This window comes from Pseudomonas sp. KB_15, assembly GCF_052114525.1.
Taxonomy (GTDB): Bacteria; Pseudomonadota; Gammaproteobacteria; order Pseudomonadales; family Pseudomonadaceae; genus Aquipseudomonas.
On sequence record NZ_JBFREX010000039.1, the window covers coordinates 1 to 22491 of the forward strand.

Annotated in this window: 22 protein-coding genes; 7 read left to right on the forward strand and 15 right to left on the reverse strand. The window is 61.5% G+C overall.

All coding sequences use genetic code 11. From position 1 onward, the window contains the following. Positions 1-113: 113 nt before the first annotated feature. Genes AB4Z35_RS23195 through AB4Z35_RS23210 form a run of 4 tightly spaced genes read right to left on the reverse strand, consistent with a single transcriptional unit; the run spans position 114 to position 4355 of the window. On the reverse strand, positions 114-1238 hold the full coding sequence (locus tag AB4Z35_RS23195) for an agmatine deiminase family protein (protein WP_442099635.1): 1125 nt from the start codon (positions 1236-1238) through the stop codon (positions 114-116). Between the two features lie 49 nt (positions 1239-1287). Then, positions 1288-2388, reverse strand: a complete 1101-nt coding sequence (locus AB4Z35_RS23200) for an extracellular solute-binding protein (protein WP_442099636.1) — start codon at positions 2386-2388, stop codon at positions 1288-1290. 1 nt (position 2389) lies between these two features. Continuing rightward, entirely contained in the window at positions 2390-3298 is a 909-nt protein-coding gene (aguB, locus tag AB4Z35_RS23205) for an N-carbamoylputrescine amidase (protein WP_442099638.1), read from the reverse strand. Between the two features lie 4 nt (positions 3299-3302). Then, positions 3303-4355, reverse strand: a complete 1053-nt coding sequence (locus AB4Z35_RS23210; protein WP_442099640.1) for an agmatine deiminase family protein — start codon at positions 4353-4355, stop codon at positions 3303-3305. 134 nt (positions 4356-4489) lie between these two features. Between AB4Z35_RS23210 and AB4Z35_RS23215 the strand changes: the two genes are divergently transcribed. Continuing rightward, positions 4490-5347 carry a LysR substrate-binding domain-containing protein gene (locus AB4Z35_RS23215; protein WP_008002864.1) on the forward strand — a complete coding sequence of 286 codons (858 nt, stop codon included), beginning with the start codon at positions 4490-4492 and terminating at the stop codon, positions 5345-5347. Here AB4Z35_RS23215 and AB4Z35_RS23220 read toward each other — a convergent pair whose 3' ends face one another. The 4 genes from AB4Z35_RS23220 to AB4Z35_RS23235 all read right to left on the reverse strand — a co-directional run bounded on the left by AB4Z35_RS23220 (position 5348) and on the right by AB4Z35_RS23235 (position 7782). Further along, a complete protein-coding gene (locus AB4Z35_RS23220) occupies positions 5348-5737 on the reverse strand; it encodes a c-type cytochrome (RefSeq protein ID WP_442099641.1) in 390 nt (129 codons plus the stop codon). Between the two features lie 187 nt (positions 5738-5924). After that, positions 5925-6323 carry a DUF1801 domain-containing protein gene (locus AB4Z35_RS23225; protein WP_442099642.1) on the reverse strand — a complete coding sequence of 133 codons (399 nt, stop codon included), beginning with the start codon at positions 6321-6323 and terminating at the stop codon, positions 5925-5927. Positions 6324-6385: 62 nt separating this feature from the next. Further along, entirely contained in the window at positions 6386-6829 is a 444-nt protein-coding gene (locus AB4Z35_RS23230) for an arsenate reductase ArsC (RefSeq protein ID WP_442099643.1), read from the reverse strand. Positions 6830-6852: 23 nt separating this feature from the next. After that, positions 6853-7782, reverse strand: coding sequence for a Ppx/GppA phosphatase family protein (locus AB4Z35_RS23235; protein WP_442099644.1), 930 nt, complete (start codon positions 7780-7782; stop codon positions 6853-6855). Positions 7783-7959: 177 nt separating this feature from the next. On the opposite strand from AB4Z35_RS23235, the gene ppk2 reads away from it, so the two are divergent. After that, positions 7960-8877 (forward strand): polyphosphate kinase 2, encoded by a 918-nt coding sequence (gene ppk2 / locus AB4Z35_RS23240; RefSeq protein WP_008002853.1) that lies wholly within the window; start codon positions 7960-7962, stop codon positions 8875-8877. Positions 8878-9193: 316 nt separating this feature from the next. Here the strand turns inward: ppk2 and AB4Z35_RS23245 are convergent, their stop codons facing one another. Both AB4Z35_RS23245 and AB4Z35_RS23250 read right to left on the reverse strand, forming a co-directional pair. Beyond that, positions 9194-9532 carry a hypothetical protein gene (locus AB4Z35_RS23245; RefSeq protein WP_008002852.1) on the reverse strand — a complete coding sequence of 113 codons (339 nt, stop codon included), beginning with the start codon at positions 9530-9532 and terminating at the stop codon, positions 9194-9196. Positions 9533-9600: 68 nt separating this feature from the next. Next, positions 9601-10263, reverse strand: a complete 663-nt coding sequence (locus tag AB4Z35_RS23250; protein ID WP_442099645.1) for an ATPase — start codon at positions 10261-10263, stop codon at positions 9601-9603. Positions 10264-10493: 230 nt separating this feature from the next. Here AB4Z35_RS23250 and AB4Z35_RS23255 point away from each other — a divergent pair, with 230 nt between their 5' ends. After that, positions 10494-10811, forward strand: coding sequence for an NIPSNAP family protein (locus AB4Z35_RS23255; RefSeq protein WP_008002848.1), 318 nt, complete (start codon positions 10494-10496; stop codon positions 10809-10811). A gap of 1 nt (position 10812) precedes the next feature. On the opposite strand, the gene AB4Z35_RS23260 is transcribed toward AB4Z35_RS23255, so the two are convergent. The 5 genes from AB4Z35_RS23260 to speB form a co-directional block, all read right to left on the reverse strand. Then, positions 10813-11271, reverse strand: coding sequence for a GNAT family N-acetyltransferase (locus AB4Z35_RS23260; RefSeq protein WP_442099647.1), 459 nt, complete (start codon positions 11269-11271; stop codon positions 10813-10815). A 208-nt stretch (positions 11272-11479) separates the two neighbouring features. Next, the gene (betA, locus tag AB4Z35_RS23265) at positions 11480-13168 is read right to left on the reverse strand and encodes a choline dehydrogenase (protein ID WP_442099692.1); all 1689 of its coding nucleotides are present in this window, start codon (positions 13166-13168) and stop codon (positions 11480-11482) included. 17 nt (positions 13169-13185) lie between these two features. Next, positions 13186-14760, reverse strand: a complete 1575-nt coding sequence (locus AB4Z35_RS23270; RefSeq protein WP_442099649.1) for a purine-cytosine permease family protein — start codon at positions 14758-14760, stop codon at positions 13186-13188. A 253-nt stretch (positions 14761-15013) separates the two neighbouring features. Then, on the reverse strand, positions 15014-16525 hold the full coding sequence (locus AB4Z35_RS23275) for an aldehyde dehydrogenase family protein (RefSeq protein ID WP_442099650.1): 1512 nt from the start codon (positions 16523-16525) through the stop codon (positions 15014-15016). Positions 16526-16593: 68 nt separating this feature from the next. Continuing rightward, entirely contained in the window at positions 16594-17595 is a 1002-nt protein-coding gene (speB, locus tag AB4Z35_RS23280) for an agmatinase (RefSeq protein ID WP_442099651.1), read from the reverse strand. 151 nt (positions 17596-17746) lie between these two features. Here speB and AB4Z35_RS23285 point away from each other — a divergent pair, with 151 nt between their 5' ends. The 4 genes from AB4Z35_RS23285 (at position 17747) to glyA (ending at position 22315) form a co-directional block, all read left to right on the forward strand. Next, positions 17747-18661: a LysR family transcriptional regulator gene (locus AB4Z35_RS23285; protein ID WP_007987347.1), complete on the forward strand. Its 915-nt coding sequence runs from the start codon at positions 17747-17749 to the stop codon at positions 18659-18661. A gap of 69 nt (positions 18662-18730) precedes the next feature. Beyond that, positions 18731-20239, forward strand: coding sequence for a sigma-54-dependent transcriptional regulator (locus tag AB4Z35_RS23290; protein WP_442099652.1), 1509 nt, complete (start codon positions 18731-18733; stop codon positions 20237-20239). 403 nt (positions 20240-20642) lie between these two features. Then, the gene (gene gcvH, locus AB4Z35_RS23295; RefSeq protein ID WP_008000464.1) at positions 20643-21026 is read left to right on the forward strand and encodes a glycine cleavage system protein GcvH; all 384 of its coding nucleotides are present in this window, start codon (positions 20643-20645) and stop codon (positions 21024-21026) included. Positions 21027-21058: 32 nt separating this feature from the next. Beyond that, a complete protein-coding gene (gene glyA, locus AB4Z35_RS23300) occupies positions 21059-22315 on the forward strand; it encodes a serine hydroxymethyltransferase (protein ID WP_218496242.1) in 1257 nt (418 codons plus the stop codon). Positions 22316-22491: the final 176 nt, after the last annotated feature.

Sequence of the window (22491 nt, forward strand, 5' to 3'; positions counted from 1 at the left end):
AGCCTGCTCGCGATGGACTCAAGAGCGCTGCGTTTAGTCAGTAAACACGCGCATCGTTAACGTCCATCGCGAGCAGGCTCGCTCCTACAGGTTTTGTGTACAAGCCAAAGTCTTCACGCCAACGGCTGATGACTAGTCACGCAGTGAATCCCGCCACCGCCCGCGGAGATCGCGTMGATGTCGAGTTGCACCACCTTGCGGTCCGGGTAGAGTTCGGACAGCAGGTCGAAGGCTTTGTCGTCGGCTTCTTCGTCGCCGAATTGCGGCGCGATGATTGCGCCGTTGATCACGAAGTAGTTGATGTAGCCGGCAGCAAAGTCCTGGTTGTCCTTGCTGAACCGGCTGTTGCGCGGGTTGAGCGGTGGCGACACGGTATGCACCTGCAACTTGCGGCCATCGGCATCCGTGGCGTTTTCCAGTATCTGCAGATGGGCGCGAGTGACCTTGTAGTCGTAGGACTCGGGGTCGTTGTCGAGGTTGGCGATGACCACGCCGGGTTTGACGAAACGCGCATAGAAATCGACGTGGGCGTCGGTGATGTCCTTGCCCTTGATGCCCGGCAGCCAGATGATTTTGCGCAGGCCCAGGCGTTCTTTCAGTTCTGCCTCGACGTCGGCCTTGGTCCAGTCGGGGTTGCGATTGTGATTGATCCAGCTGCTTTCGGTCATGATCCCGGTGCCGTGGCCGTCCACTTCGATGCCACCGCCCTCGCCCACCAGTTCGCTGCGCTGGTAATCGGCCTTGGCGTTTTCGGCGACCAGGGCGGCCAGTTGCGCATCGTCTGCATGCTGTTGTTTGTTGCCCCAGCCATTGAAGTTGAAGTCCACGGCACTGAGGTCGCCGTTGCCATCGACGACAAAATTGGCGCCGATGTCGCGCATCCAGATGTCATCCAGCTCGGCGATCACGAAGGTCGTGTTGTGGCTGCCGCATTTGGCTTCGGCCAGGCGCCGTTCGCTCTGGCGACAGAACACGGTGACCGGCTCGTATTCGGCAATGCTGCGGGCAATCCGGCCAAGGGCGTCTTGCACGTGGGGCGTGAAATCCTCCCAGATCGCGGCCTGTGCGCCGAAGGCGATGAAGGCCCGCTGGTGTTTGTCACCTTCATCGGGCATGTACCAATTGCCTTTGCCGGCCGCTCGCACCGGCATGGAGGCAAAACCCAATCCCATGGACGCCACCGCGCCCATTGCGGCGACGACCGATACCTGCTTGATGAATGTTCGACGAGTCGGCATGTGTTTTCCTGAAATTCGGGGTTTGGCCGACCCGCGGGCCGGCCGGTGATCATTTAACGGTAGCGGTCTTGAACTTGGTCCAGGTGCGCATGCGTGCCCGCATGTCGGCCTGGGGAATGTCCTTGCCGGGAATCAGCCGCGCGTAGGTGGCTTCATCGAGGTAGATGTCCGGGTTGTTGCGCATCGCGGCATCGACGTCCGGCCGCGCCTTGGCATTGGAGGTCGGGTAGCCGGTGAAGTTGCTGATGGCCGCCATGTTTTCCGGGCGCATCACGAAGTTGATGAAAGCGTAGGCGTATTCCGGGTGCCGGGCGTCGACGGGAATGGCCATGGTGTCCATCCACACCGTGGTGCCTTCGCGGGGAATGCGGTAGTGGAAGATGGTTTTCTTGCCGGCACTGTCGGCCGTGCGCTGCGCCTGGGTCATGTCGCCGCTGTAGCCGAGGGACATGCACAGGTTGCCATTGACCAGGTCGGTCACCGGTTGCGACTGGAATTTACGAACGTACGGCCGCAACTTCATCAGCAACTCACTGGCCGCCGCCAGGTCTGCCGGTTTGCCGCTGCGCGGGTCGCGGCCGAGGTAGTTGAGCACCACCGCCAGCACTTCGTCTGGCGAGTCGATCATCGAGATGCCGCAATCGGCAAACTTCGCCGCCAGCTCCGGCTTGAACAGCATGTCCAGGCTGTTGACCGGTGCGCCCGGCACACGCTGGGCGATCTGGTCGGCGTTGTAGGTCAGACCGATGGTGCCCCAGGTGTACGGGACCGTGGCCTGGCTCGAATGCTCATAGTGCGAGCGCAGCTTCTGCAATCCGGGCTCGACGTCATTCAGGGCTGTGAGCCTGGACTGATCCAGCGGTTGCAGGCTGCCGGCACGCATCAGGCGTTCAGCCACGGTGTCGCCGGGGAAGATCAGGTCGTAACCGCTGCCGCCGGCGAGCATCTTGGCTTCCAGGGTTTCACTGCCATCCATGACGTCGTAGATCACCTTGATCCCGGTTTCGGCGGTGAACTTGCTGAGGGTGTCCTCGGCAAAATAATCCGCCCAGTTGTACAGCCGCAGGGTTTTCTCCTCGGCATGCAGCGCAGGCACCGCACAGGTCAGCGCCAGCCCCATGGCCAGGCAAAGCTTGTTGATCGTGTTCATGTCACACCCCTTGGGTTGCCCAGCGTGAGTGGATCTGGCGACCGTCCTGGGTCAGCAACGCGCCGTACATTTCCGGACGGCGGTCACGGTAGATGCCCCAGGTCAGGCGGTCTTCGCGCATGGCCGCCAGGTCCAGGGTGTGGACCAGCACGCCAGTGCTGTCACGATCTGCTTCGGCGAGCAATTTGCCCTTGTGATTGCAGATGAACGACGAGCCGTAGAAGTTCATTTGCAGAGCCGGGTCGGTGGTCGCCGCTTCCCGGCCGACACGGTTGGCCGCCACCACCGGCAGCAGGTTGGCGGCGGCGTGGCCGCGCATGGTCATCTGCCAGTGATCGCGCGAATCCAGGGTTGCACAACCCGGTTCGGAGCCGATGGCGGTCGGGAACAACAACACTTCGGCGCCCATCAAGGCCAGGCAGCGCGCGGTCTCGGGGAACCACTGGTCCCAGCAGATGCCCAGGCCGATGCGCCCGAACGCGGTGTCCCAGACCCGGAACCCGCTGTCGCCGGGGCTGAAATATTCCTTCTCCTGATAGCCGATGGCATTGGGGATGTGGGTCTTGCGGTACACGCCCAACAAGCGCCCGTCGGCGTCGGCCACGCTCAACGAATTGAAGTAGGCATTGCCGGCCTTCTCGTACCAGCTCAGTGGCAGCACCACGCCCAACTCTTTCGCCAATGCGGCAAAGCGCTTGAGCACGTGGCTGTCGCGATATTCCTCGGCCAGCGCCAGGTGTTTGTGGTGTTGCTCGATGCAGAAATACGGCGTGGCAAACAGCTCCTGCAACAGGATCACTTGCGCGCCCTTGGCCGCGGCCTCGCGGACCAGTTGCTCGGCTTGATCGAGGTTGTGTTTCAGGTCCCAGGTGCAAGGCATCTGGGTGGTGGCGATGGTCAGCAGCGTCATGGCATCAACCCCGCACCGGCCAGGCCGGCTGTTGCTGGGTGATGCAATGCACGCCCCCGCCGCCATGGGCCAGATGGTTGATCCGCACCGGCACCACTTCACGACCGGGGAACGCCTGCGCCAGCACTTCGGCGGCGACATTATCGGCATCGATGCCGTAGGCCGGCATGATGATCGCGCCGTTGGCGATGTAGAAATTGGTGTAGGAGGCGCAGAACACTTCGGCCTCGGTGTCCACCGCATCGGTGGCTTCATAGAGTTCGATCAGCTCGAACTGGCGGCCCTGGGCGTCGGTGGCCAGTTCAAGGGCGCGACGGTTCTCCCGGGCCACTTCGGCGTACACCGATTGTTGGTCGTGGGTGGCGTCCACCAGCAACACGCCAGGGCGGGCGAAGGCGCACACGCCATCGACGTGGCCGTCGGTCATGTCACCGGTCACGTAGTCCGGATCACCCGGCAGCCAGATGGTTTTCTTCACGCCCAGCAGACGGCTGAAGATTTCTTCGATCTCGGCCTTGGTCACGCCCGGATTGCGGTTGGGGTTGAGCAGCACCGATTCGGTGGTGATCAGCGTGCCCTCGCCGTCCACATGGATAGCGCCACCTTCGTTGCTCAGCGCCGTGCCGAAACATTCCAGGCCCAAATGATTGAGTGCGCGGCGGGCCAGGCTTTCGTCCAGATCGTGGGCCGACTTGCCGCCCCACGCATTGAAGCGCCAGCTCACACCGGCCACACCTTGCTGCGGGTGGCAGACGAAGCTCGGGCCGGAGTCGCGGCACCAGCTGTCGTTGACCGCCAGTTCGATCAATTCGATGTTCGGCCCGCACAAGGCTTTGGCGCCGGCGACGGCTGAAGGATCGACCACCAGTTTCACCGGCTCGAAACGGGCGATGGCATTGGCCACGCGGGCGAAGTCCTCTTGAACCTGTGGCAGCGTCACCCGCCAGCCCGACTCCCAAAGGGTCTTGTTGTGCGGCCAGACCATCCAGGTGGCGGCGTGGGTGACCCACTCGGCTGGCATCATCCAACCGCTGTTTTGAATTGCGTTCTGCTGCATGACAAGCACCTCTAAGTTAAGTCATTGTGTTCAATGAAAACTGCCTTGGCGGTCTTGGCATGCATGCTACGGCTGACAAAACGGGCAAACAAACGATGGATTTTGCAGGCAACTGATTAGAGGAACTTATCGATATGCTCAAACACTGGCCGCCCCTGAGCACTCTGCGCGGCTTCGAAGCCGCCGCCCGGCTGGGCAGTTTTCACAAGGCCGCCGAAGAGCTGCACCTCACCCAGTCAGCGATCAGCCAGCAGATCCGCAGCCTTGAGGCGTACCTGGAACAACCGCTGTTCTATCGCAGCGGGCGCAGCGTCAGCCTGACCGATGCCGGTCACGATCTGCTCAGCACCACCCAGGCGTTGTTGCAGCAACTGGCGGTGGGCATTCGCCGGTTGGGGCAGTACCAGAAACCCAATCAACTGGTGCTCAACACCACCCCGGCGTTCGCCCGGCACTGGTTGTTGCCGCGTTTGGGGGACTTCCGTCGCCAGCATCCGCAGGTCGATCTGTGGATATTCAGCACCGATGAAGTGCCGGATATGGCCAGCCAGACCATCGACCTGGCGGTGCGCGACGACATCAGTTCCCAGGCCGAATGCAGTTTCAAGGTGCTGCACGCCGACCGCCTCTACCCGGCGTGCCACCCGAGCCTGTTGGCGGTGCCGGCGGAACAGCGCACCACCCTGCATGGCGAGCGGGAAATGGACTGGAGCCACTGGGCGGTGGAATCGGGGATTGATGTGGGGCAGATGGATCAGGGGCTGAATTTTTCCGATCCGGGTTTATTGCTGGACGCGGCCTGCACCGGGCTCGGCATTGCGCTGGTGAGCCAGTTGCTGAGTCGGCAGGCGCGGGCCACCGGGCTGTTGCAGCCGATGGTGGAGCAAACCATCCGCGGTCCGAACTGGGCGCTGCTGACACATCGCGACAGCGAGAACACGGCGATGGCGCGCAGCTTCACTCAATGGCTGGTGGAGAACCTGGGCGAGTGATTACTGCGCCGGAAAAGTTTGCAGATAGGCCAACAGGTCTTCGATTTTTTCCGGGTCACTGAGGCCCCAGAAAATCATGCGGGTACCGGGCACGACTTTTTTCGGTGCTTCGAGGTAGGCGATCAGGGTTTCGCGGTCCCAGACCAGGTTGGCTGACTTCATCGCATCGGAGTACACGTAGTCCGTGGTGACGGCGGAATGGCGGCCGATCACGCCATTGAGTTGCGGGCCAAAGAAGGCGCGAGCCGATTCGCCGATCTGGTGGCAGCCGCTGCAGAGGCGCTTGAAGACTTTCTCCCCGGCCTGTGCATCGCCCGCTGCAAGGGTGGGTGTGCTGAACAGGCCTGCGGTGAGCGCCAGGGCGAGGGTCGGGGCGGCGATTTTCTTCATGTTGCGTTTCCAGTCTGCGAATGCTCGCTATTGGAACATGTCCGTCGAGGATATCCCAAGATATCGGGTCAACACGGACCCTGTGGGAGCGGGCTTGCCCGCGAATGCGATGTATCAGTCACCTACTGTGCTGGATGTGATGGCCTCTTCGCGGGCAAGCCCGCTCCCACAGGGACTTGTGTATGGCTTACTTTTTGGATTGGGTTCGGGATGTATTGAGCACAATAGCTGCCTGAACCAACGCCTTCAGCGCCGTTTCATCGATCTGCTCGCCCTCGCGAATATCGATGGCACGGCGGGTATTGCCTTCAAGGCTTGAATTGAACAGTTTCGACGGATCGTCCAGCGACGCACCCTTGGCGAAGGTCAGCTTGACCACTTGCTTGTAGGTCTCGCCGGTGCAGAGGATGCCGGCACGGGACCACACCGGCACGCGCCACTTCCACTCTTCGATCACTTCGGGGTCGGCCTGCTGGATGATCTTGCGAATGTGGGACAGGGTTTCGCCGCGCCAGTCGGCCAGTTCCCGGATTCGTTCGTCGATCAGCGCCGAGGCTTCGTTTGTTTCAACCTTGTCCGTTTTCATCACCGTCTGCACCCTCATCATGATGGTTGTGACCGATGAGGGTAGACGGTGTTCGAAGGTTTTCAGGATTCGCTGACTGACGGCGCCTGGGGCACGGGGCGGGTTTTCACGGTGACGAACATTTTGATGCGGTCGCCGATTTCCTGGAGGGTATGGCGGAACGGGTCGTGTCTTTCGCTGGTGGTCGGGTCTTCAAAGCTCCAGACCATCACTTCAGCGGTAAACGGCATGCGCGCGGCCTCTTCGGAGGACTTGTCGCACAGCGTGATAACGTAGTCGAACTCCTGGCCTTCGAAATCTTCGAGGGACTTGCTGCRCAAGCCGCCGGTATCGACACCGATGTGATCCAGGGATTCGAACGTGCGTGGATCGATCTCGCTGGCCTCGAGCCCGGCGCTGAAGGCCTGGAAGTCGGCAGGATCGATGTGGCACAGCAGGGCTTCGGCCATGGGTGAGCGGACATCGTTTCTGGCGCAGACGAACAGCACGCGACGGGGGTCGGTCATGGGTTTACCTCGACTGGCGGACTTTAGTGTTTGCTCATCAATCCATGCAACACGCCGAACCGCAGACCCGGTTCAGACGCAATCATATGCGTGATCCCGAACACCTTGAACGCCGCCAGCATCAGCACCAGACCGCCGGGCAAGATGCTCAGGCGATGGGTGGGCAAACCCGCCAACTTGAGGTGTTTCACATGTTTGACTTCCAGCAGGCGCAACGACAGGCGCAACAGGCCACCGTAGGTGATGCCGCTCTGACCGTCATCATTCAAGCCGTTGGCCTTGAGCACCTTGGCCAGCATCCGCGCCGTCCCTGAAGAACCGATCGCCTGCTGCCAGCCCATGGCGCGGTAACGGCGGGCAATGCGCTCCAATTGCACCGTGGCCGCGCGTTCGGCCTCCAGCAGCGCTTCGGCCACGATCCGCCCGCCATGGAAATAGTGCGCACCGAAGGTTCCGCTGCCGATGGCAATGCTCTCGGTGACCAGCAGCTGGTCGCCACGGCCGATGATCATTTCCGTGGAGCCACCACCGATATCCACCACCAGCCGCGTGCTTTGCGCCGGCAAGGTGTGGGACACGCCGGCGTACACCAGTTGCGCCTCTTCCTGACCGGAAATGACGTCGATGCGAAAGCCCAGGTGCCGTTCGGCACTGGCCAGGAACAGCGGCGCGTTGTCCGCTTCGCGCACCGCGCTGGTGGCCACCGCCCGCACGCGCCCGGCCTCGAAACCGCGCAACTTCTTGCCGAATCGCGCCAGCGCCTGCCAGCCCCGGTCCAGCGCCAACTCATCGAGCGCCCCGCCCTGCAGGCCTTCGGCAAGACGCACCGGTTCACGCAGGGTTTTCACTTCCTGGATGACCATCTGCTGGTTCCGTCTAACCGACTGGCCAATCATCATGCGAAACGCATTGGAGCCCAGATCGATGGCGGCAAACAGCGGGGCGTCTTTCATACGGGGTTCCTTGCACATTCATCTGCCGGCAGGCTGACGGCCGCCGGGCACTCAAGACGGATTGCGAGGATCTTGCCATGGCTTCGATGACACCAAGATGACACCAGCGGGCATCACCACTTCGTAACAAACTGTGACTAGCATCGGCTGTGCCACCCACGACCCGAGTGTCTCACCATGCTTTCCAATCAGGACACCTTGATCCAGCGCATTCACCGCGAGCTGCTCGATATCAGTGACGAAGAGCTGGAACTGGAATTATCGGAAGACGGACACAACCTGGACGCACTGTTCGATGAACACATTGAGGATGGCAGCGAGAAAGAAGCCCGGCGCCGTTACTTCGCCGAACTGTTTCGCCTGCAAGGCGAACTGGTGAAATTGCAGAGCTGGGTGGTGAAAACCGGGCACAAAGTGGTGATCCTGTTCGAAGGCCGTGATGCCGCCGGCAAGGGTGGCGTGATCAAGCGCATCACCCAGCGCCTCAATCCCCGGGTCTGCCGGGTGGCCGCCCTGCCCGCGCCCAATGACCGCGAACGCACGCAGTGGTATTTCCAGCGCTACGTTTCGCACTTGCCCGCCGCCGGGGAAATCGTGCTGTTCGACCGCAGCTGGTACAACCGCGCCGGGGTCGAAAAGGTCATGGGGTTCTGCAATGACGACCAGTACGAAGAGTTCTTCCGCACCGTGCCGGAATTCGAGCGCATGCTTGCCCGCTCCGGCATCCAGTTGATCAAGTACTGGTTCTCGATTTCCGACCAGGAACAGAACCTGCGCTTTCTCAGCCGCATTCACGACCCGCTCAAGCAGTGGAAACTCAGCCCCATGGACCTGGAGTCGCGCCGCCGCTGGGAGGCCTATACCAAGGCCAAGGAAATCATGCTCGAGCGCACCCACATCGCCGAAGCGCCCTGGTGGGTGGTGCAGGCCGACGACAAGAAGAAGGCCCGGCTCAACTGCATCCATCACCTGCTCGGCCAGATGCCTTATGAAGAGGTCGAGTTGCCGGTGATCGAGTTGCCACAGCGCGAGCGCCAGAAAGACTACTCGCGGGGGCCTGTACCCCAGGAAATCATCGTGCCGGAGGTTTACTGACTCAACACAGGACCTGTGGCGAGGGGGCTTGCCCCCGTTCGGCCGCGAAGCGGTCGTAAATCAGAACCACGCGGTATACCTGAAAAACCGCGACGCCTGGTTTTGGGGTCGCTTCGCAACCCAACGGGACGGTGCGGCGATCCGACGAGCCCCCTCGCCACAGTTAATCACTCGCAGCGGGATCTTCGGTGTCTGACGAATGGCCATCAAGTCGTCATCGAATTGTCATGCACCGATCGCCATACTCCAGTCATCCAATGCGTGCTTTAACTTTCTGCTGCCTCTCCCGGCGGCTTTTTTTTGCCTGAAATTGCGCTTACAGACATTCCTGCGCCGCACGCTCGAACGTCGATGGCACGAACGCCGAGGCCAGCAGCTTGCGCTCGTACAGGAACACCTTGCCGCCATTCGAGGCTTTATAGGTTTCAAGCACGTTGTCCGCCGCCACTTTGCTCGAAACGACGATCCGGTAGCTGCGCTGGGTCTGCGACACCGTGGGCGCCAACGCATCGTGCTGCAACTTCGGCACCACGCAATGGGTGTACTCCTCGGGCGACTTGCTGGTCTGCAAGGTCATGGTCGGATTGTTCGGCGTGGCACAACCGGCCAGCAGCAGCGAGGCGAAGGCCAGGGTCGGGGCAAAAACAGTGCGCATGAATCAGGTCCTGAAAAGAATTCCACGGTGGATTGGGTTGCCCGCCGCTCAATGGACGTCGGAGCTTTTTAATTTGTTGCTGCGGTTAAACCGGCCGTTACCAGCACTTTCAACGACGCATCGAACTGTTTCAGCGCGGTCAGTTGCAGGTCGCGTTGCTGTTCGATTTGCGCGGCGATCTCGGGGGCGGCCCTGCCATGCATCCACACCGACGGCAGTTGTTTTTCCACCGTGCCTTCGGCCTTGCCGATGTATTGCAGGTTGGCGTCGTAGAACCGCGCGGCGAAACGCGCCTCGACCCGGTCGTTACGCTGGGTCAGCAACTGGTTGTGGGTATCGAGCATCACCACCACGTCCGGGTGGGCCTGCACCAGCGCATCGAGGTTGTCGTAGACCGTCACCGACAGAAAGGTGTTGTGCAGCGAACTCATCAGCCAGTCGATCGCCAGTTGCGGATCGGAGCTGTTGACGAACGCTTGGCGAATCCGCGCATCCAGTGCGTTTTTCGCGCCATTCACCGCCACCGAGTGGTATTGCTCGAGGTATTGCAGGTTTTCCACGGTATTTGCGCTGTAGAGCACCCCGACCGTCTGACCGTATTGCAGCCCTGCATTCACGCCGGTAATGGGCGGCAAATGGCAGTCAGCTGTATCGGCGGCAAAGGCCGATGCGGTGGACGCAACACTGCCCAGCATCAGGACAATCACAGCCAGTCGGGTCAAGACTTTCATCGCGCAGGTTCCTTGAGCAGCGTGTTCAATGCAGGCAATTTTCCGCCTTTGCGCAAAAAACAGAACTTGCGATTCTTGATGGTGACTATTGACTGAACCAATAGTGCGGCGGCGCCAGCACAGGCCTCTGGCGTAAACCTGCCGGTCAATGTCGAACAAGCGGCTGTGCCGGGCGCCCACTGTTGATTACAGTGGCGACTGCCCTCAAAACCTGATCAAGGAACGAAACAATGGTGACCTGCTACCTGAAATACGTGCTCGATCCCTACCAGCTCGACGCATTCGAGCACTACGGCAAGTTGTGGATCCCCCTGGTGGAGAAGTTCGGCGGCCAGCACCACGGCTACTTTTTGCCTTCGGAGGGCGCCAACAATATCGCCCTGGCGCTGTTCACCTTTCCCAGCCTGGCAGCGTACGAACATTACCGGCAGCAATCGATGAGCGATCCGGACTGCATCGCGGCATTCAAGTACGCCGAAGAGAGAAAATTCATCCTCAGCTACGAGCGTTCATTCATGCGGCCGGTGTTCGGCGAGCAGGATCGCTGAGTCAGTCTTTTTTCAGATCCAGGCAGTAGGTGTAGTAACCGGGGTCGCGCACCCAGCCCAGGGATTCATACAGGCGCTGAGCGGTGAAGTTGTCGGTGGCGGTTTCCAGGGTCATGCCCTTGCCGCCGGCCAGCTTCGCAAAGTCGCGGGCGGTGTTCATCAGCAGTGTGCCGACGCCTTTGCCCCGGGCGGCGGGCGTAGTGAACAGATCACCGAGCAACCAGGTGCGGTGGGCGTCGATGGAGGAAAAGGTCGGGAACAGCTGGACGAACCCGAGGTTTTCACCGTCGGTGTCCCGGGCAAGAAAAATCACCGATTCATCCCGGGCGATACGCTCGGCGATGAAGGCACGCGATTGCGAAAGGTTCGACGGCTGCTTGTAGAACATCCGGTAGGCGTCAAACAAAGGGGCGATCTGGTCGATGTGTGATGCGTCGGCGCGCAGGGCTTCAATAGCCATGAGGGTGCTCCATTGCGGTCTCAAGGATTTACAGACTAGCAATGGCATCGGCATAGCGACGTAAAATTTTCTGAAAGCACCGAGATCCCTGTGGGAGCGAGCTTGCTCGCGAAGGCGGCAGCACATCAAACATTGATGTGACTGATCCACCGCCATCGCGAGCAAGCTCGCTCCCACATTAGGTTTGCACATTGATTGCGGGTTGCGGTCAGACCCGCACATTACGCCCCGGCAACGAACTGCGTTGGCTGCTTTCCCAGCCTTCGACCAACCCCACCGGCACATTCGACGCCGGCAGCATCTTCACGCCACGCACCAGATCGGACGCCCGTTCAGCCAGCATGATGGTCGGCGCATTGAGGTTGCCGTTCGGCTCGGTCGGGAACACCGAAGAATCGATCACCCGCAGACCGGCGATGCCGCGCACGCGCAATTCGGAGTCGACCACCGCCATGTCGTCCTCGCCCATGCGGCACGAACCGCACGGATGGTAGGTGCTTTCCAGGTTGTCACGCACGAAGGCGTCGAGGTCTTCATCGCTGGTCACCTGCGCGCCCGGGGCGATTTCGCCGTCGCGGAAGCGGTCCATGGCTTTCTGGCCGATGATCTCGCGGGTCAGGCGAATGCAGCGGCGGAAGCCTTCGCGGTCCTCTTCCCGTTGCAGGTAGTTGAAGCGAATCTCCGGATGCTCGTACGGGTCGGCCGAGCGCACCCGCACATAACCACGGCTTTTCGGTTTGTTCGGCCCGGTCAGCACCATGAAACCATGGCCCTTGATCGGCTTGTTGCCGTCGTAGCGCATCGCCGCCGGCAGAAAGTGGAACTGGATGTCCGGCCAGCGCAGGCCCTTCTCCGAGCGGATGAAACCACCGGCCTCGAAATGGTTGGTGGCGCCGAGGCCATCCTTGAACAGCAACCAGCGCAAACCGATCATCAGCTTGCTCAGCGGGTCCATCTTGCTGTTGAGGGTCACCGGTTCCTTGCAGCCGAACTGGATGTACACCTCGGCGTGATCCTGCAGGTTCTCCCCTACCCCCGGCAGGTCATGGCGCACGCCGATCCCGGCCTTGCGCAGGACTTCCGCCGGGCCGATACCCGAGCGTTGCAGCAGGTGCGGCGAACCGATGGGGCCGGACGAGATCAGCACTTCGCGGTTGCAATACACCTGGTGAGTCTGGCCACCGTGGTCATACATGACCCCCACCGCCCGCTTGCCTTCGAGGATGATCTGGCGGGTCATCGCATGGGTGATCACCGTCAGGTTCGGACGGCCCATGGCCGGGCGCAGATAGGCGTTGGCCGTGGAGCAGCGCACGCCGTTTTTCACGGTCATGTGCATGGCACCGAAACCTTCCTGCATGTAGCCGTTGCAGTCTTCGGTCTTGATGTAACCCGCCTCCGCACCGGCTTCGACCCAGGCGCCGTACAGCGGGTTTTTCATGTGGTTGCCGTTGGTGGTGTGCAGCGGCCCGGTCTGCCCGCGATAGTTGTCACCACCCGACTCGTAGCTTTCGGCGCGCTTGAAGTACGGCAGGCAGTTGCGATAGCCCCAGCCTTCGGCACCGAGGGATTCCCATTCGTCGAAATCCAGCGCGTGGCCACGGATGTACACCAGGCCGTTGATCGACGACGAACCGCCCAGCACCTTGCCCCGTGGGCAGTGAATCCGCCGGCCGTTGAGGTAAGTCTCCGGTTCGGTCTCGTAGCGCCAGTTGTACTTCTTGGTGTTCATCGGGATCGAGAAGGCACTGGGCATCTGGATCACTACGCTCTTGTCACTGCCGCCGAATTCCAGGACCAGCACCGAGGTGGCCGGGTCTTCGCTCAGGCGGTTGGCCAACACACAACCTGCCGAGCCTGCGCCAATGATGATGTAGTCGTATTTTTGCGTGGTCATTCTTTGCGTGGTCATAGTTATCTCCCGACCGTCGATTCAGTGAATACCCGCGGTGGCTGCTGTTTGTGGGTCAGCGTGTCGCCGGTGGTGTATTGCGGGGAGGTTTTTTCGATGTGCTGGATCACCGCTTCTTCGCGCTTGAGGTCGATCGAGCGGCTCAGCCAGTAGTACGCCAGCCCCGAGACGATCAGCCCGACCAGCCAGGCGATGTCGATGCTGCCCAGTGCCTTGGCGAGCGGGCCGACATACACCTCGCGCTGTTCAACGCCGTCGAATATGTAGAAGAACGGGATCATCGAGATAAAACCGATGGCATAGGCTGCGATAYCGCGCAGTCCCCAGCTGCCATAGATGTTGCCGTGGGACATGAAGAAGTGCGGGATGGCGTAGCGGCCCTTGCGCACGAAGAAGTAGTCGGTGAGGTTGACCGAGGTCCAGGGCACCAGGAAGTACAGCATCACCACCAGGTAGATCCCCAGCACCGACAGGCCTTTGCCGGAACTCTGGATGCTCAGGGCCACGCCCAGTTGCAGCAGGATCACGAAGCCGATGGCCAGGATGCGTGCCTTGCGCGTTGGCTCGATGTGCTTGATTGAGTCGACGCAGGTCAGCGTGGTCAATTTGGCACTGTAGATGTTCATCGCGATCACCGGCAGGAACGCCAGGATGGTGACGACCACCACCGCCGTGCCCACCAGCGGCGACACGGTGTTGCCGACTTGCCCGAGGGCCACCAGCACATCAGTGGAGTGCAGGTGATCGGCCAGCCAGCCACCCACGGAAATCATCCACGCACCGGACAGCGACGCCCCGAGAAACACCACCGCGATCAGCTTGCCACTGGAAGTGTTCTTCGGCAGGTAGCGCGAGTAGTCCGACACATAAGGCGCATAGGCGATGTTGTAGCTGGCGGCCGCCGCAAACTGCGCGATGAAACCGGTCCAGTTGAAACCCAGTGGCGCCGGGGCCGTTTCGCCCGCCGCCAGCGCCGGCATGGCTGCGTCCGGCACCCAACCCATCAACACCGCCACGGTCACCAGGCCATACAGCGGCAGCGACAGGAACAATGCCCATTTGAAGCTGCGGTGCATCCAGTCGTGGCCGAGAATTGCCAACACCGCCGCCGGTATGGTCACCGCCACCGCGATCACCGCCGGGTTGAATCCGAACAGCGTGTGCAGCCCCTGCATCATCAGCACCAGGTTGACGATGTTGAAGCCGGCGAACACGAACAGCGTAGCGAGCAGTACCAGAATCACCCCGCGATAGCCGAACTGCGCGCGAGACTGGATCATCTGCGGCAAGCCAAGGTGCGGGCCTTGCGAACCGTGAAACGCCATGAACAGCGTGCCGAACATGATGCCCAGCGTGCCGGCGAGCGTGGTCCAGAGCGCAGTCAGGCCGACGCTCGGGCCGACGAAGCCGATGGTCATGGTGAAGAACGTGAAGTTGCCGAGGAACCAGAACGGGCCCTGGCTCGACAGTTTGTCGGTGCGCTCGTTCTCGGGGATGAAGTCGATCGAATGCCCCTCGACGACGGATTTTTCGTCGAGGCTGGACACGCTCGAGGCGGACTTGGCGTTAGTGTTCATGATGGACTCTTATTGTTGGAAGATCATGACGAGGTAACCGCGTTCTTTCGGGTGAACGACTCCCGGGGCGCGTCCTTGCCGTTCCCGAATTTCAAAGGTGCAATTGCTTTCAACTTTGGCGCAAAACCTGTGGGAGCGAGCTTGCTCGCGATGGGGGCGTGACATGCAACATTGATGTTGGCTGACAGTCCGCTATCGCGAGCAAGCTCGCTCCCACAGGGATTGCATTGTTCCTTGTCTTAACTGATCAGCGTCAGCCTGGCAGCGTGATCCAGACTGCCTTGGTTTCGAGCAGGTAATCGAGCTGCTCGGCGCCCAGGTCCTTGCCGAATCCGGACTGTTTGTAGCCACCGAACGGCATCGACGGATCGAGGGTGCCGTGGGCGTTGACGTAGACCGAACCGGCTTTGAGGCGCGGGATCAGGCTGTGCACCTTGCCCAGGTCGTTGGAATATAGTGCCGCAGCCAGGCCATAGGGCGAGTCATTGGCCAGGGCCAGTGCTTCTTCCTCATCGTCGAACGGTGCGGTGACCAGCACCGGGCCGAAGATCTCTTCCTGGACAATGCGCATGTCGTTGCGGCAGTGGGCGAAGATGGTCGGCTCGACGAAGAAGCCAGGGCCATCGACCGGTTGGCCGCCGTAGACCAGTTCGGCGCCTTCGGCCTTGCCGGTTTCGATGTACTCGGTCACACGCTGCTTTTGCAGGGCCGAGACCAGTGGGCCGATGAAGCAGTCCGGGTCCAGGCCCGGGGCCATTTTCAGGGTGCGCGTGTAGGCGATCAGCTCACGCAGGAATTCGTCGTAGACACTGCTATGAATATAGGCCCGTGTACCGGCGTCGCATACCTGCCCGGAGTTGAAAAACACGCCGTTGGCGACCGCTTGGGCGGCGGCCGGGATGTCGGCGTCGGCGCAGACGATGACCGGTGATTTGCCACCGAGTTCGAGGGTCAGGCGCTTCATGTCATCCAGCGCTGCGCGGCCGACAGTCTGACCGACCGGAGTCGAGCCGGTGAAGGTCAGTTTGTCGATGCCGGGGTGGGTGGCCATGGCCGCACCGACCACACTGCCGCGCCCGGTGACGATGTTGATCACGCCGTCAGGGATGCCCGCTTCCTGCACCAGTTCAGCGAAACGCAGGGCCGACAACGAGGTCAGCTCGGCGGGTTTGACCACCACTGTGCAACCGGTCGCCAGTGCCGCGCCGAGTTTCCAGGCCATGGTTTGCAGCGGGAAGTTCCACGGCACGATGGCGCCGACTACGCCTACCGCTTCCTTGCGGGTATAGGCCAGGTAGTTGCCTGGCAGCGAAGGTTCGACGGTACGGCCGTGCAGCTTGGTGGCCCAGCCGGCGAAGTAGCGCAGGGTATCGACGGTGCCCTGGATGTCCACGTCCTTGGCGAAAGCCACGGACTTGCCCATATCGATGGATTCGATTTCCGCCAGCTCGGCAGCGTTCTGCTCAATCAGGTCGGCCAGGCGTTGCATCATGCGCTCGCGCTCGGCCGGTTTGGCCTGGCGCCAGGTGCCGCCGTCGAACTGCGCACGGGCGGCTTGCACGGCGCGGTCCAGGTCATCGGTGGTGCCCATGGGAATGCGGGTGATCAGGCCTTCGGTCGAAGGTTCGATCACATCGGAGGTCTGGCCGTCGCTGGCTTCGACCCAGGCGCCGCCGATGAACATTTTCTGGACCTTGCTGAGAAAGGTCTGGGTGGCTTCGCTGACGCCGAATTTTTGCAGGTAACTTTTGACGATCGTGTCCATTTTTGTTCTCTCTACCCGGCAGTCAGGCACTGCCGGGGCTCTGGTTTCTGAGCTTTGTGGTTTCGATATCAGGCTGGAGAGGCTTCGCTCTCGGCGGCCGCACGCACCTTGCCGCGCTCGTGGAAGATGAAACCAATGCTGTTGAGCAACAGTTGCGCGGCGAGGATCGAGGTCATGCCGGTCGGGTCGTAGACAGGCGCGACTTCCACCAGATCCATGCCGACGATGTTGCCCTTGCTGCGCTTGGCCAGGGCCTGGATGATTTCCAGCACTTCGTAGTAGAGGAAGCCGCCGTGGCTCGGGGTGCCAGTGCCAGGGGCGATGGACGGGTCGAAACCGTCGATGTCGATGGTGATGTAGTAATTGATGTTCTGCGGGATCAGCGCCAGCACACCCTCGACGCCGAGGCGACGCACATCACGCACCGAGAGGATTTTCGAGCCGGCTTCATGGGCCGCTTCGTAGTCGTCGCGGTTGGACGACGACACGTTGCGGATGCCCATCTGGGTCATGCCGACAATGTGGTTCATTTCCGAAGCACGACGCAGCGGGTTGCCGTGGCCGTAGCGCACGCCGTGGCGTTCGTCGACGAAATCCAGGTGCGCATCGAAGTGAATGATGTGGATCGGGCCGCGGCCTTCGAAGGCCTTGATCACTGGCGCGTGCACCGAGTGGTCGCCGCCGAGCACCACCGGCATCACGCCGGCATCGAGGATCTTGCGTACGGCGTATTCGGTGTTCTTGTTACTGGTTTCCATGTCGGTGTGGACGATGTCGGCATCACCGACGTCGACCATGCGCACGTCCGATGCGGTGAGGTACATCACGTCGTCTTCGTGGTCGTAGGCGCCGGCATGGCCGAAGGAAAACAGCGTCGATGCTTCGCGAATCCCGCGTGGTCCGAAGCGTGCGCCGGAGCGCCACTGGGTGCCCATGTCGTTGGGCACGCCAAGCACCGCGACGTTGGCATCCAGAGCATCCCAATCGGTGCACACCGGGGATTTGCCAAAGGTGCAATGACCCACGAATGGCAGGTTCAGGCGACCGGATTCATAACCGTTGTTCGACATTTCTAGCCTCTCCACTTCTTGTTATCGGCCTGGCGGACTGCAAGGCGACCGCCGTTGGAAAGACTATGGGCGCAGGTTTTCGTGGAAAAAATGCTAAACATCAGATACTCATATCGGTATTACCGATGCATCCACAGGCGGGAGGTTCCAGGTGATTCAGCTACACGATGTCGATCTGAAGTTGCTCAGAGTATTTGCCACGATTGTCAGGTGTGGCGGCTTTTCCGCTGCGCAGGCGGCATTGAACGCCGGGCAGTCAACCATCAGCGAACAGATGACCCATCTGGAAACCCGTCTCGGGGTCAAACTCTGCCAGCGCGGGCGCAGCGGCTTTCGCCTGACCGAACAAGGGGTGGCCATTCATGAAGCCACCCAGCGCCTGCTGTCGGCGGTGGAAAACTTCTGCATGGACGCCGACGTGCTCAAGCAGCACATCAGCGGCAAGCTCAACCTGGGGATCATCGACACCACGATCACCGACCCGGATTCGCCCATTCCGCGCACCACCCAGCGCTTTGTCTCCCGCGGGCATGACGTGCACCTGAACGTGTACGTCGGCACTCCGGCGGAGCTCGAAGAACGGGTGCTCGACGGTCGACTTCATCTCGCCATCGGGCACTTCCCGATCCATGTGCCGGGGCTGCTGCAATCGCCGCTGTACCAGGAAGCCCTGGGTTTGTATTGCGGGCGGCGCCACCCGTTGTTTGGCAGCCAGGCTGAAGGGGAGGAGCTGCTCGAAGAAGTCGCTGCCGGGCGGATCGTCGTGCGTGGCTACATGCAGCAATACGACCTCGAGCACCTGGGCGTCAGCAAGGCGGCCGCCACCGTGGACAACATCGAAGCCACCGCAATCCTGATCATTTCCGGCGCCTACCTGGGTTTTCTGCCGGAGCACTTTGCCGCCCAATGGGTCAAGAGCGGTGAGATGCATCAACTGGCACCCGCGAGCTTGCGTCTGAAATCGCCGTTCGACGTGATCACCCGACGCGGTACGGCACCGCCGCCCATCCTCCAGGCGTTCCTCGAGGACCTGGCCGCCAGCGCCCGTAAAACCGGCACGCCGTGAGGTGACACTCGCCAAATTGAAATTTTGCCGGGCATACTGAATTTAGTTCGCCAACCTTGCAGGCCCGTCATGCGCATCCACGTCACCTTCATCGACCGCGTCGGAATCACCCAGGAAGTGCTGGCCCTGCTCGGTGGACGCAGTTTCAACCTGGACGCCGTGGAGATGGTCCCGCCGAACGTCTACATCGATGCGCCGACCCTCGGCGCCGAGGTGCTCGAAGAGTTGCGCGAAGCCCTTTTTGATGTGCGCGGCGTGCAGGCCGTGACCATGGTCGACATCCTCCCGGGGCAACGCCGGCGCCTGCAACTGGACGCCTTGCTGGCAGCCAGTTCCGACCCGGTGCTGGCGGTGGACGATCGCGGCCATGTGCTGCTGGCCAACCCGGCGCTGATCGCCCTCTGCGGCCGCGAACCGGCCGGTGAATCGCTGACTGCGCTGTTCGACGATGCCGATTTGCAGCGCACCCTGATCGCCCATCATTTCCGCCTGCCGATGCACGAGGTCAGCCTCGGTGGCCAGACCTTGCTCCTCGACGCGATGCCGATCACCGACGCCGGCGCCCTGCTCACCCTGTATCAACCCAATCGCATTGGCGAACGCCTGTCGGCGCTGCACCATGACCATGCCGAAGGCTTCGATGCGCTGCTCGGCGAATCGCCGCCGATCCGCGCGCTCAAGGCCCGCGCGCAACGGGTGGCAGCCCTCGATGCGCCATTGTTGATCCAGGGCGAAACCGGCACCGGCAAGGAGCTGGTGGCCCGTGCCTGCCATGCCATCAGCCCGCGTCACGACGCGCCGTTTCTGGCCCTGAACTGCGCGGCACTGCCGGAGAGCCTGGCCGAAAGCGAGCTGTTCGGCTACGCCCCCGGCGCCTTCACCGGCGCACAACGGGGCGGCAAGCTCGGCCTGCTGGAACTGGCCGATCAGGGTACGGTGTTCCTCGATGAAGTGGGTGAAATGTCGCCCTATCTGCAAGCCAAACTGCTGCGTTTTCTCAGCGATGGTTGCTTCCGTCGGGTGGGGGGCGACAAAGAGGTCCGGGTCAATGTGCGGGTGCTCAGCGCGACCCACCGCGACCTGGAAAAAATGGTCGCCGAAGGGCGGTTTCGCGAGGACCTGTTCTACCGCCTCAACGTGCTCAACCTGCAAGTACCGCCGCTGCGCGAGCGCGGTCACGACATCCTGCTGATGGCCAATCACTTCATGCAACAGGCCTGCGCGCAGATCCAGCGGCCGGCCTGTCGCCTGGCGCCAAGCACCTTCAGCGCCCTGCTCGGCAACCGCTGGCCCGGCAATGTGCGGCAACTGCAAAACGTGATCTTCCGCGCGGCGGCGATTTGCGAAAATCCGCTGGTGGACATCGACGACCTCGACATCGCCCGCACCGCCGTTGAGCGGCAAAACGACGGCGAAGTCGGCAGCCTGGAAGAAGCGGTTGGCGACTTTGAGAAGAACCTGCTGGAACAGCTTTACCGCAGCTATCCGTCCAGTCGGTTGCTGGCGGCGCGGTTGCAGACGTCCCATAGCGCCATTGCCATTCGCTTGCGCAAGTACGGGATTCCCAACAAGGCCTGATACCTCTGCCAGAACACAATCCCCCTCACAACACTGCCCCCTGTGGGAGCGAGYCTGCTCGCGATGAGGCCGTATCAGCCGATATCAGTGTTGCCTGACACACCGCAATCGCGAGCAGGCTCGCTCCCACAGGGGGCTGAGTCGTGCTCGAGTTCTCCGTTCGCAAATCGATACAGCGTAGCGAAATCAAGACAACCACTTGCCTGCCAGCAATCACGGTGCTTGCGTCCGAGGCTTTACTTGCCCGTATTGATTTCAATACAGCACTCGTTATCCCCTTCTTGTAGAAATACTTTAAGCCATTGATTTAAAACGACTAATAAACATTGGCACCGCCCTTGCTATCACTCCTCCAACCCCGCTCGTCGCCCCGCCACGAGCCTTAAAACAATAAGGAGTTGATATGAGCGAATTGCGTTTCACCGTCGATCACGAATGGTTGCGCCTTGAGAGCAATGGCCTGGTCACCGTCGGCATCACGGCGTTTGCCCAGCAGGCGCTGGGGGATGTGGTGTTCGTTCAGGTGCCTGAACTGGGCGCCTTCGATGCAGGCGCTGAAGTGTCGGTGCTGGAGTCGGTGAAAGCCGCCAGCAGTATCGGCATGCCGCTGGACGGTGAAGTGGTCGAGATCAACGCGACGCTCGAGAGCACCCCGGAATTGGTCAACGAAGACCCGTTGGGCGAAGGCTGGTTCTTTCGTTTCAAACCGGTCGATGTCGAGGCGTTGAGCGACTTGCTGGATCTGGACGCCTATGAACGCCTGACCGCCGAACACGCCGACGCTTGAAGCCCCCACCAATCCAGAAAAAGGACCACACCATGTTCAGCAAGCACGACCAGATCAAAGGCTACGACGACGAACTGCTGGCGGCGATGAATGCCGAGGATGCGCGGCAGGAACACCACATCGAACTGATAGCCTCGGAGAACTACACCAGCCAGCGGGTGATGCAAGCCCAAGGCAGCGGCCTGACCAACAAGTACGCCGAAGGCTATCCGGGCAAGCGCTATTACGGCGGCTGCGAGCACGTCGATGTGGTCGAGCAATTGGCCATCGACCGCGCCAGACAACTGTTCGGCGCCGACTACGCCAACGTCCAGCCGCACTCCGGCAGCCAGGCCAACGCGGCGGTGTATCTGGCGTTGCTGCAAGCGGGCGACACCGTGCTGGGCATGAGCCTGGCCCACGGCGGTCACCTGACCCACGGCGCCAAGGTGAGTTTTTCCGGCAAGCTGTACAACGCCGTGCAGTACGGCATCGACACCACCACGGGCCTGATCGATTACGACGAAGTCGAGCGCCTGGCGGTCGAGCACAAGCCGAAGATGATCATCGCCGGGTTCTCGGCCTATTCGAAGACCCTGGACTTTCCGCGCTTCCGCCAGATTGCGGACAAGGTCGGAGCGTACTTCTTCGTCGATATGGCCCACGTCGCTGGCCTGGTGGCGACCGGTCTGTACCCGAACCCGCTGCCCTACGCCGACGTGGTCACCACCACCACGCACAAGACCCTGCGCGGTCCGCGTGGCGGTCTGATTCTGGCCAAGGCCAATCCGGAGCTGGAGAAAAAGCTCAACGCCGCGGTGTTCCCCGGTGGTCAGGGCGGCCCGCTGATGCACGTGATCGCGGCCAAGGCCGTGTGCTTCAAGGAAGCGCTGGAGCCGGCATTCAAGACTTATCAGGCGCAGGTGATCCGTAACGCCCAGGCCATGGCGCAGGTGTTTATCGAGCGCGGATATGACGTGGTGTCCGGCGGCACGGATAACCACCTGTTCCTGGTCAGCCTGATCCGCCAGGGCCTGACCGGCAAGGACGCCGACGCCGCTCTCGGCCGCGCCGGCATCACCGTGAACAAGAACGCCGTGCCCAACGATCCGCAATCGCCGTTCGTAACCTCCGGCCTGCGTATCGGTACGCCGGCGATCACCAGCCGTGGTTTCAAGGAAGCGCAAAGCATCGCCCTGGCCGGCTGGATCTGCGACATCCTCGATCACCTGGGCGATGCCGACATCGAGGCCAATGTCGCCCGCCAGGCGGCCGCCCTGTGCGCCGACTTCCCGGTCTACCGCGACTGACCCTCCACCGCACAACCTGTAGCAGCTGGCGCAGCCTGCGTCCGGCTGCGCAGCAGTCGTAAATTCGGGTGACGTGGTTTGTCTGATTCACCGCGAATTCCGGTTTTACGACTGCTTCGCAGCCGGACGCAGGCTGCTACAGGTTGTGCGTTTTCCCTTTGCTCAAAAGGACAAAG

Excerpts from the sequence above, each read along its gene's own strand:
- AB4Z35_RS23200 (WP_442099636.1), bottom strand. The coding sequence starts at position 2,388 with ATGAACACGATCAACAAGCTTTGCCTGGCCATGGGGCTGGCGCTGACC.
- aguB (WP_442099638.1), bottom strand. The coding sequence starts at position 3,298 with ATGACGCTGCTGACCATCGCCACCACCCAGATGCCTTGCACCTGGGAC.
- AB4Z35_RS23210 (WP_442099640.1), bottom strand. The coding sequence starts at position 4,355 with ATGCAGCAGAACGCAATTCAAAACAGCGGTTGGATGATGCCAGCCGAG.
- AB4Z35_RS23215 (WP_008002864.1), top strand. The coding sequence starts at position 4,490 with ATGCTCAAACACTGGCCGCCCCTGAGCACTCTGCGCGGCTTCGAAGCC.
- AB4Z35_RS23220 (WP_442099641.1), bottom strand. The coding sequence starts at position 5,737 with ATGAAGAAAATCGCCGCCCCGACCCTCGCCCTGGCGCTCACCGCAGGC.
- AB4Z35_RS23225 (WP_442099642.1), bottom strand. The coding sequence starts at position 6,323 with ATGAAAACGGACAAGGTTGAAACAAACGAAGCCTCGGCGCTGATCGAC.
- AB4Z35_RS23235 (WP_442099644.1), bottom strand. The coding sequence starts at position 7,782 with ATGAAAGACGCCCCGCTGTTTGCCGCCATCGATCTGGGCTCCAATGCG.
- ppk2 (WP_008002853.1), top strand. The coding sequence starts at position 7,960 with ATGCTTTCCAATCAGGACACCTTGATCCAGCGCATTCACCGCGAGCTG.
- AB4Z35_RS23245 (WP_008002852.1), bottom strand. The coding sequence starts at position 9,532 with ATGCGCACTGTTTTTGCCCCGACCCTGGCCTTCGCCTCGCTGCTGCTG.
- AB4Z35_RS23250 (WP_442099645.1), bottom strand. The coding sequence starts at position 10,263 with ATGAAAGTCTTGACCCGACTGGCTGTGATTGTCCTGATGCTGGGCAGT.
- AB4Z35_RS23255 (WP_008002848.1), top strand. The coding sequence starts at position 10,494 with ATGGTGACCTGCTACCTGAAATACGTGCTCGATCCCTACCAGCTCGAC.
- AB4Z35_RS23260 (WP_442099647.1), bottom strand. The coding sequence starts at position 11,271 with ATGGCTATTGAAGCCCTGCGCGCCGACGCATCACACATCGACCAGATC.
- betA (WP_442099692.1), bottom strand. The coding sequence starts at position 13,168 with ATGACCACGCAAAAATACGACTACATCATCATTGGCGCAGGCTCGGCA.
- AB4Z35_RS23275 (WP_442099650.1), bottom strand. The coding sequence starts at position 16,525 with ATGGACACGATCGTCAAAAGTTACCTGCAAAAATTCGGCGTCAGCGAA.
- speB (WP_442099651.1), bottom strand. The coding sequence starts at position 17,595 with ATGTCGAACAACGGTTATGAATCCGGTCGCCTGAACCTGCCATTCGTG.
- AB4Z35_RS23290 (WP_442099652.1), top strand. The coding sequence starts at position 18,731 with ATGCGCATCCACGTCACCTTCATCGACCGCGTCGGAATCACCCAGGAA.
- gcvH (WP_008000464.1), top strand. The coding sequence starts at position 20,643 with ATGAGCGAATTGCGTTTCACCGTCGATCACGAATGGTTGCGCCTTGAG.
- glyA (WP_218496242.1), top strand. The coding sequence starts at position 21,059 with ATGTTCAGCAAGCACGACCAGATCAAAGGCTACGACGACGAACTGCTG.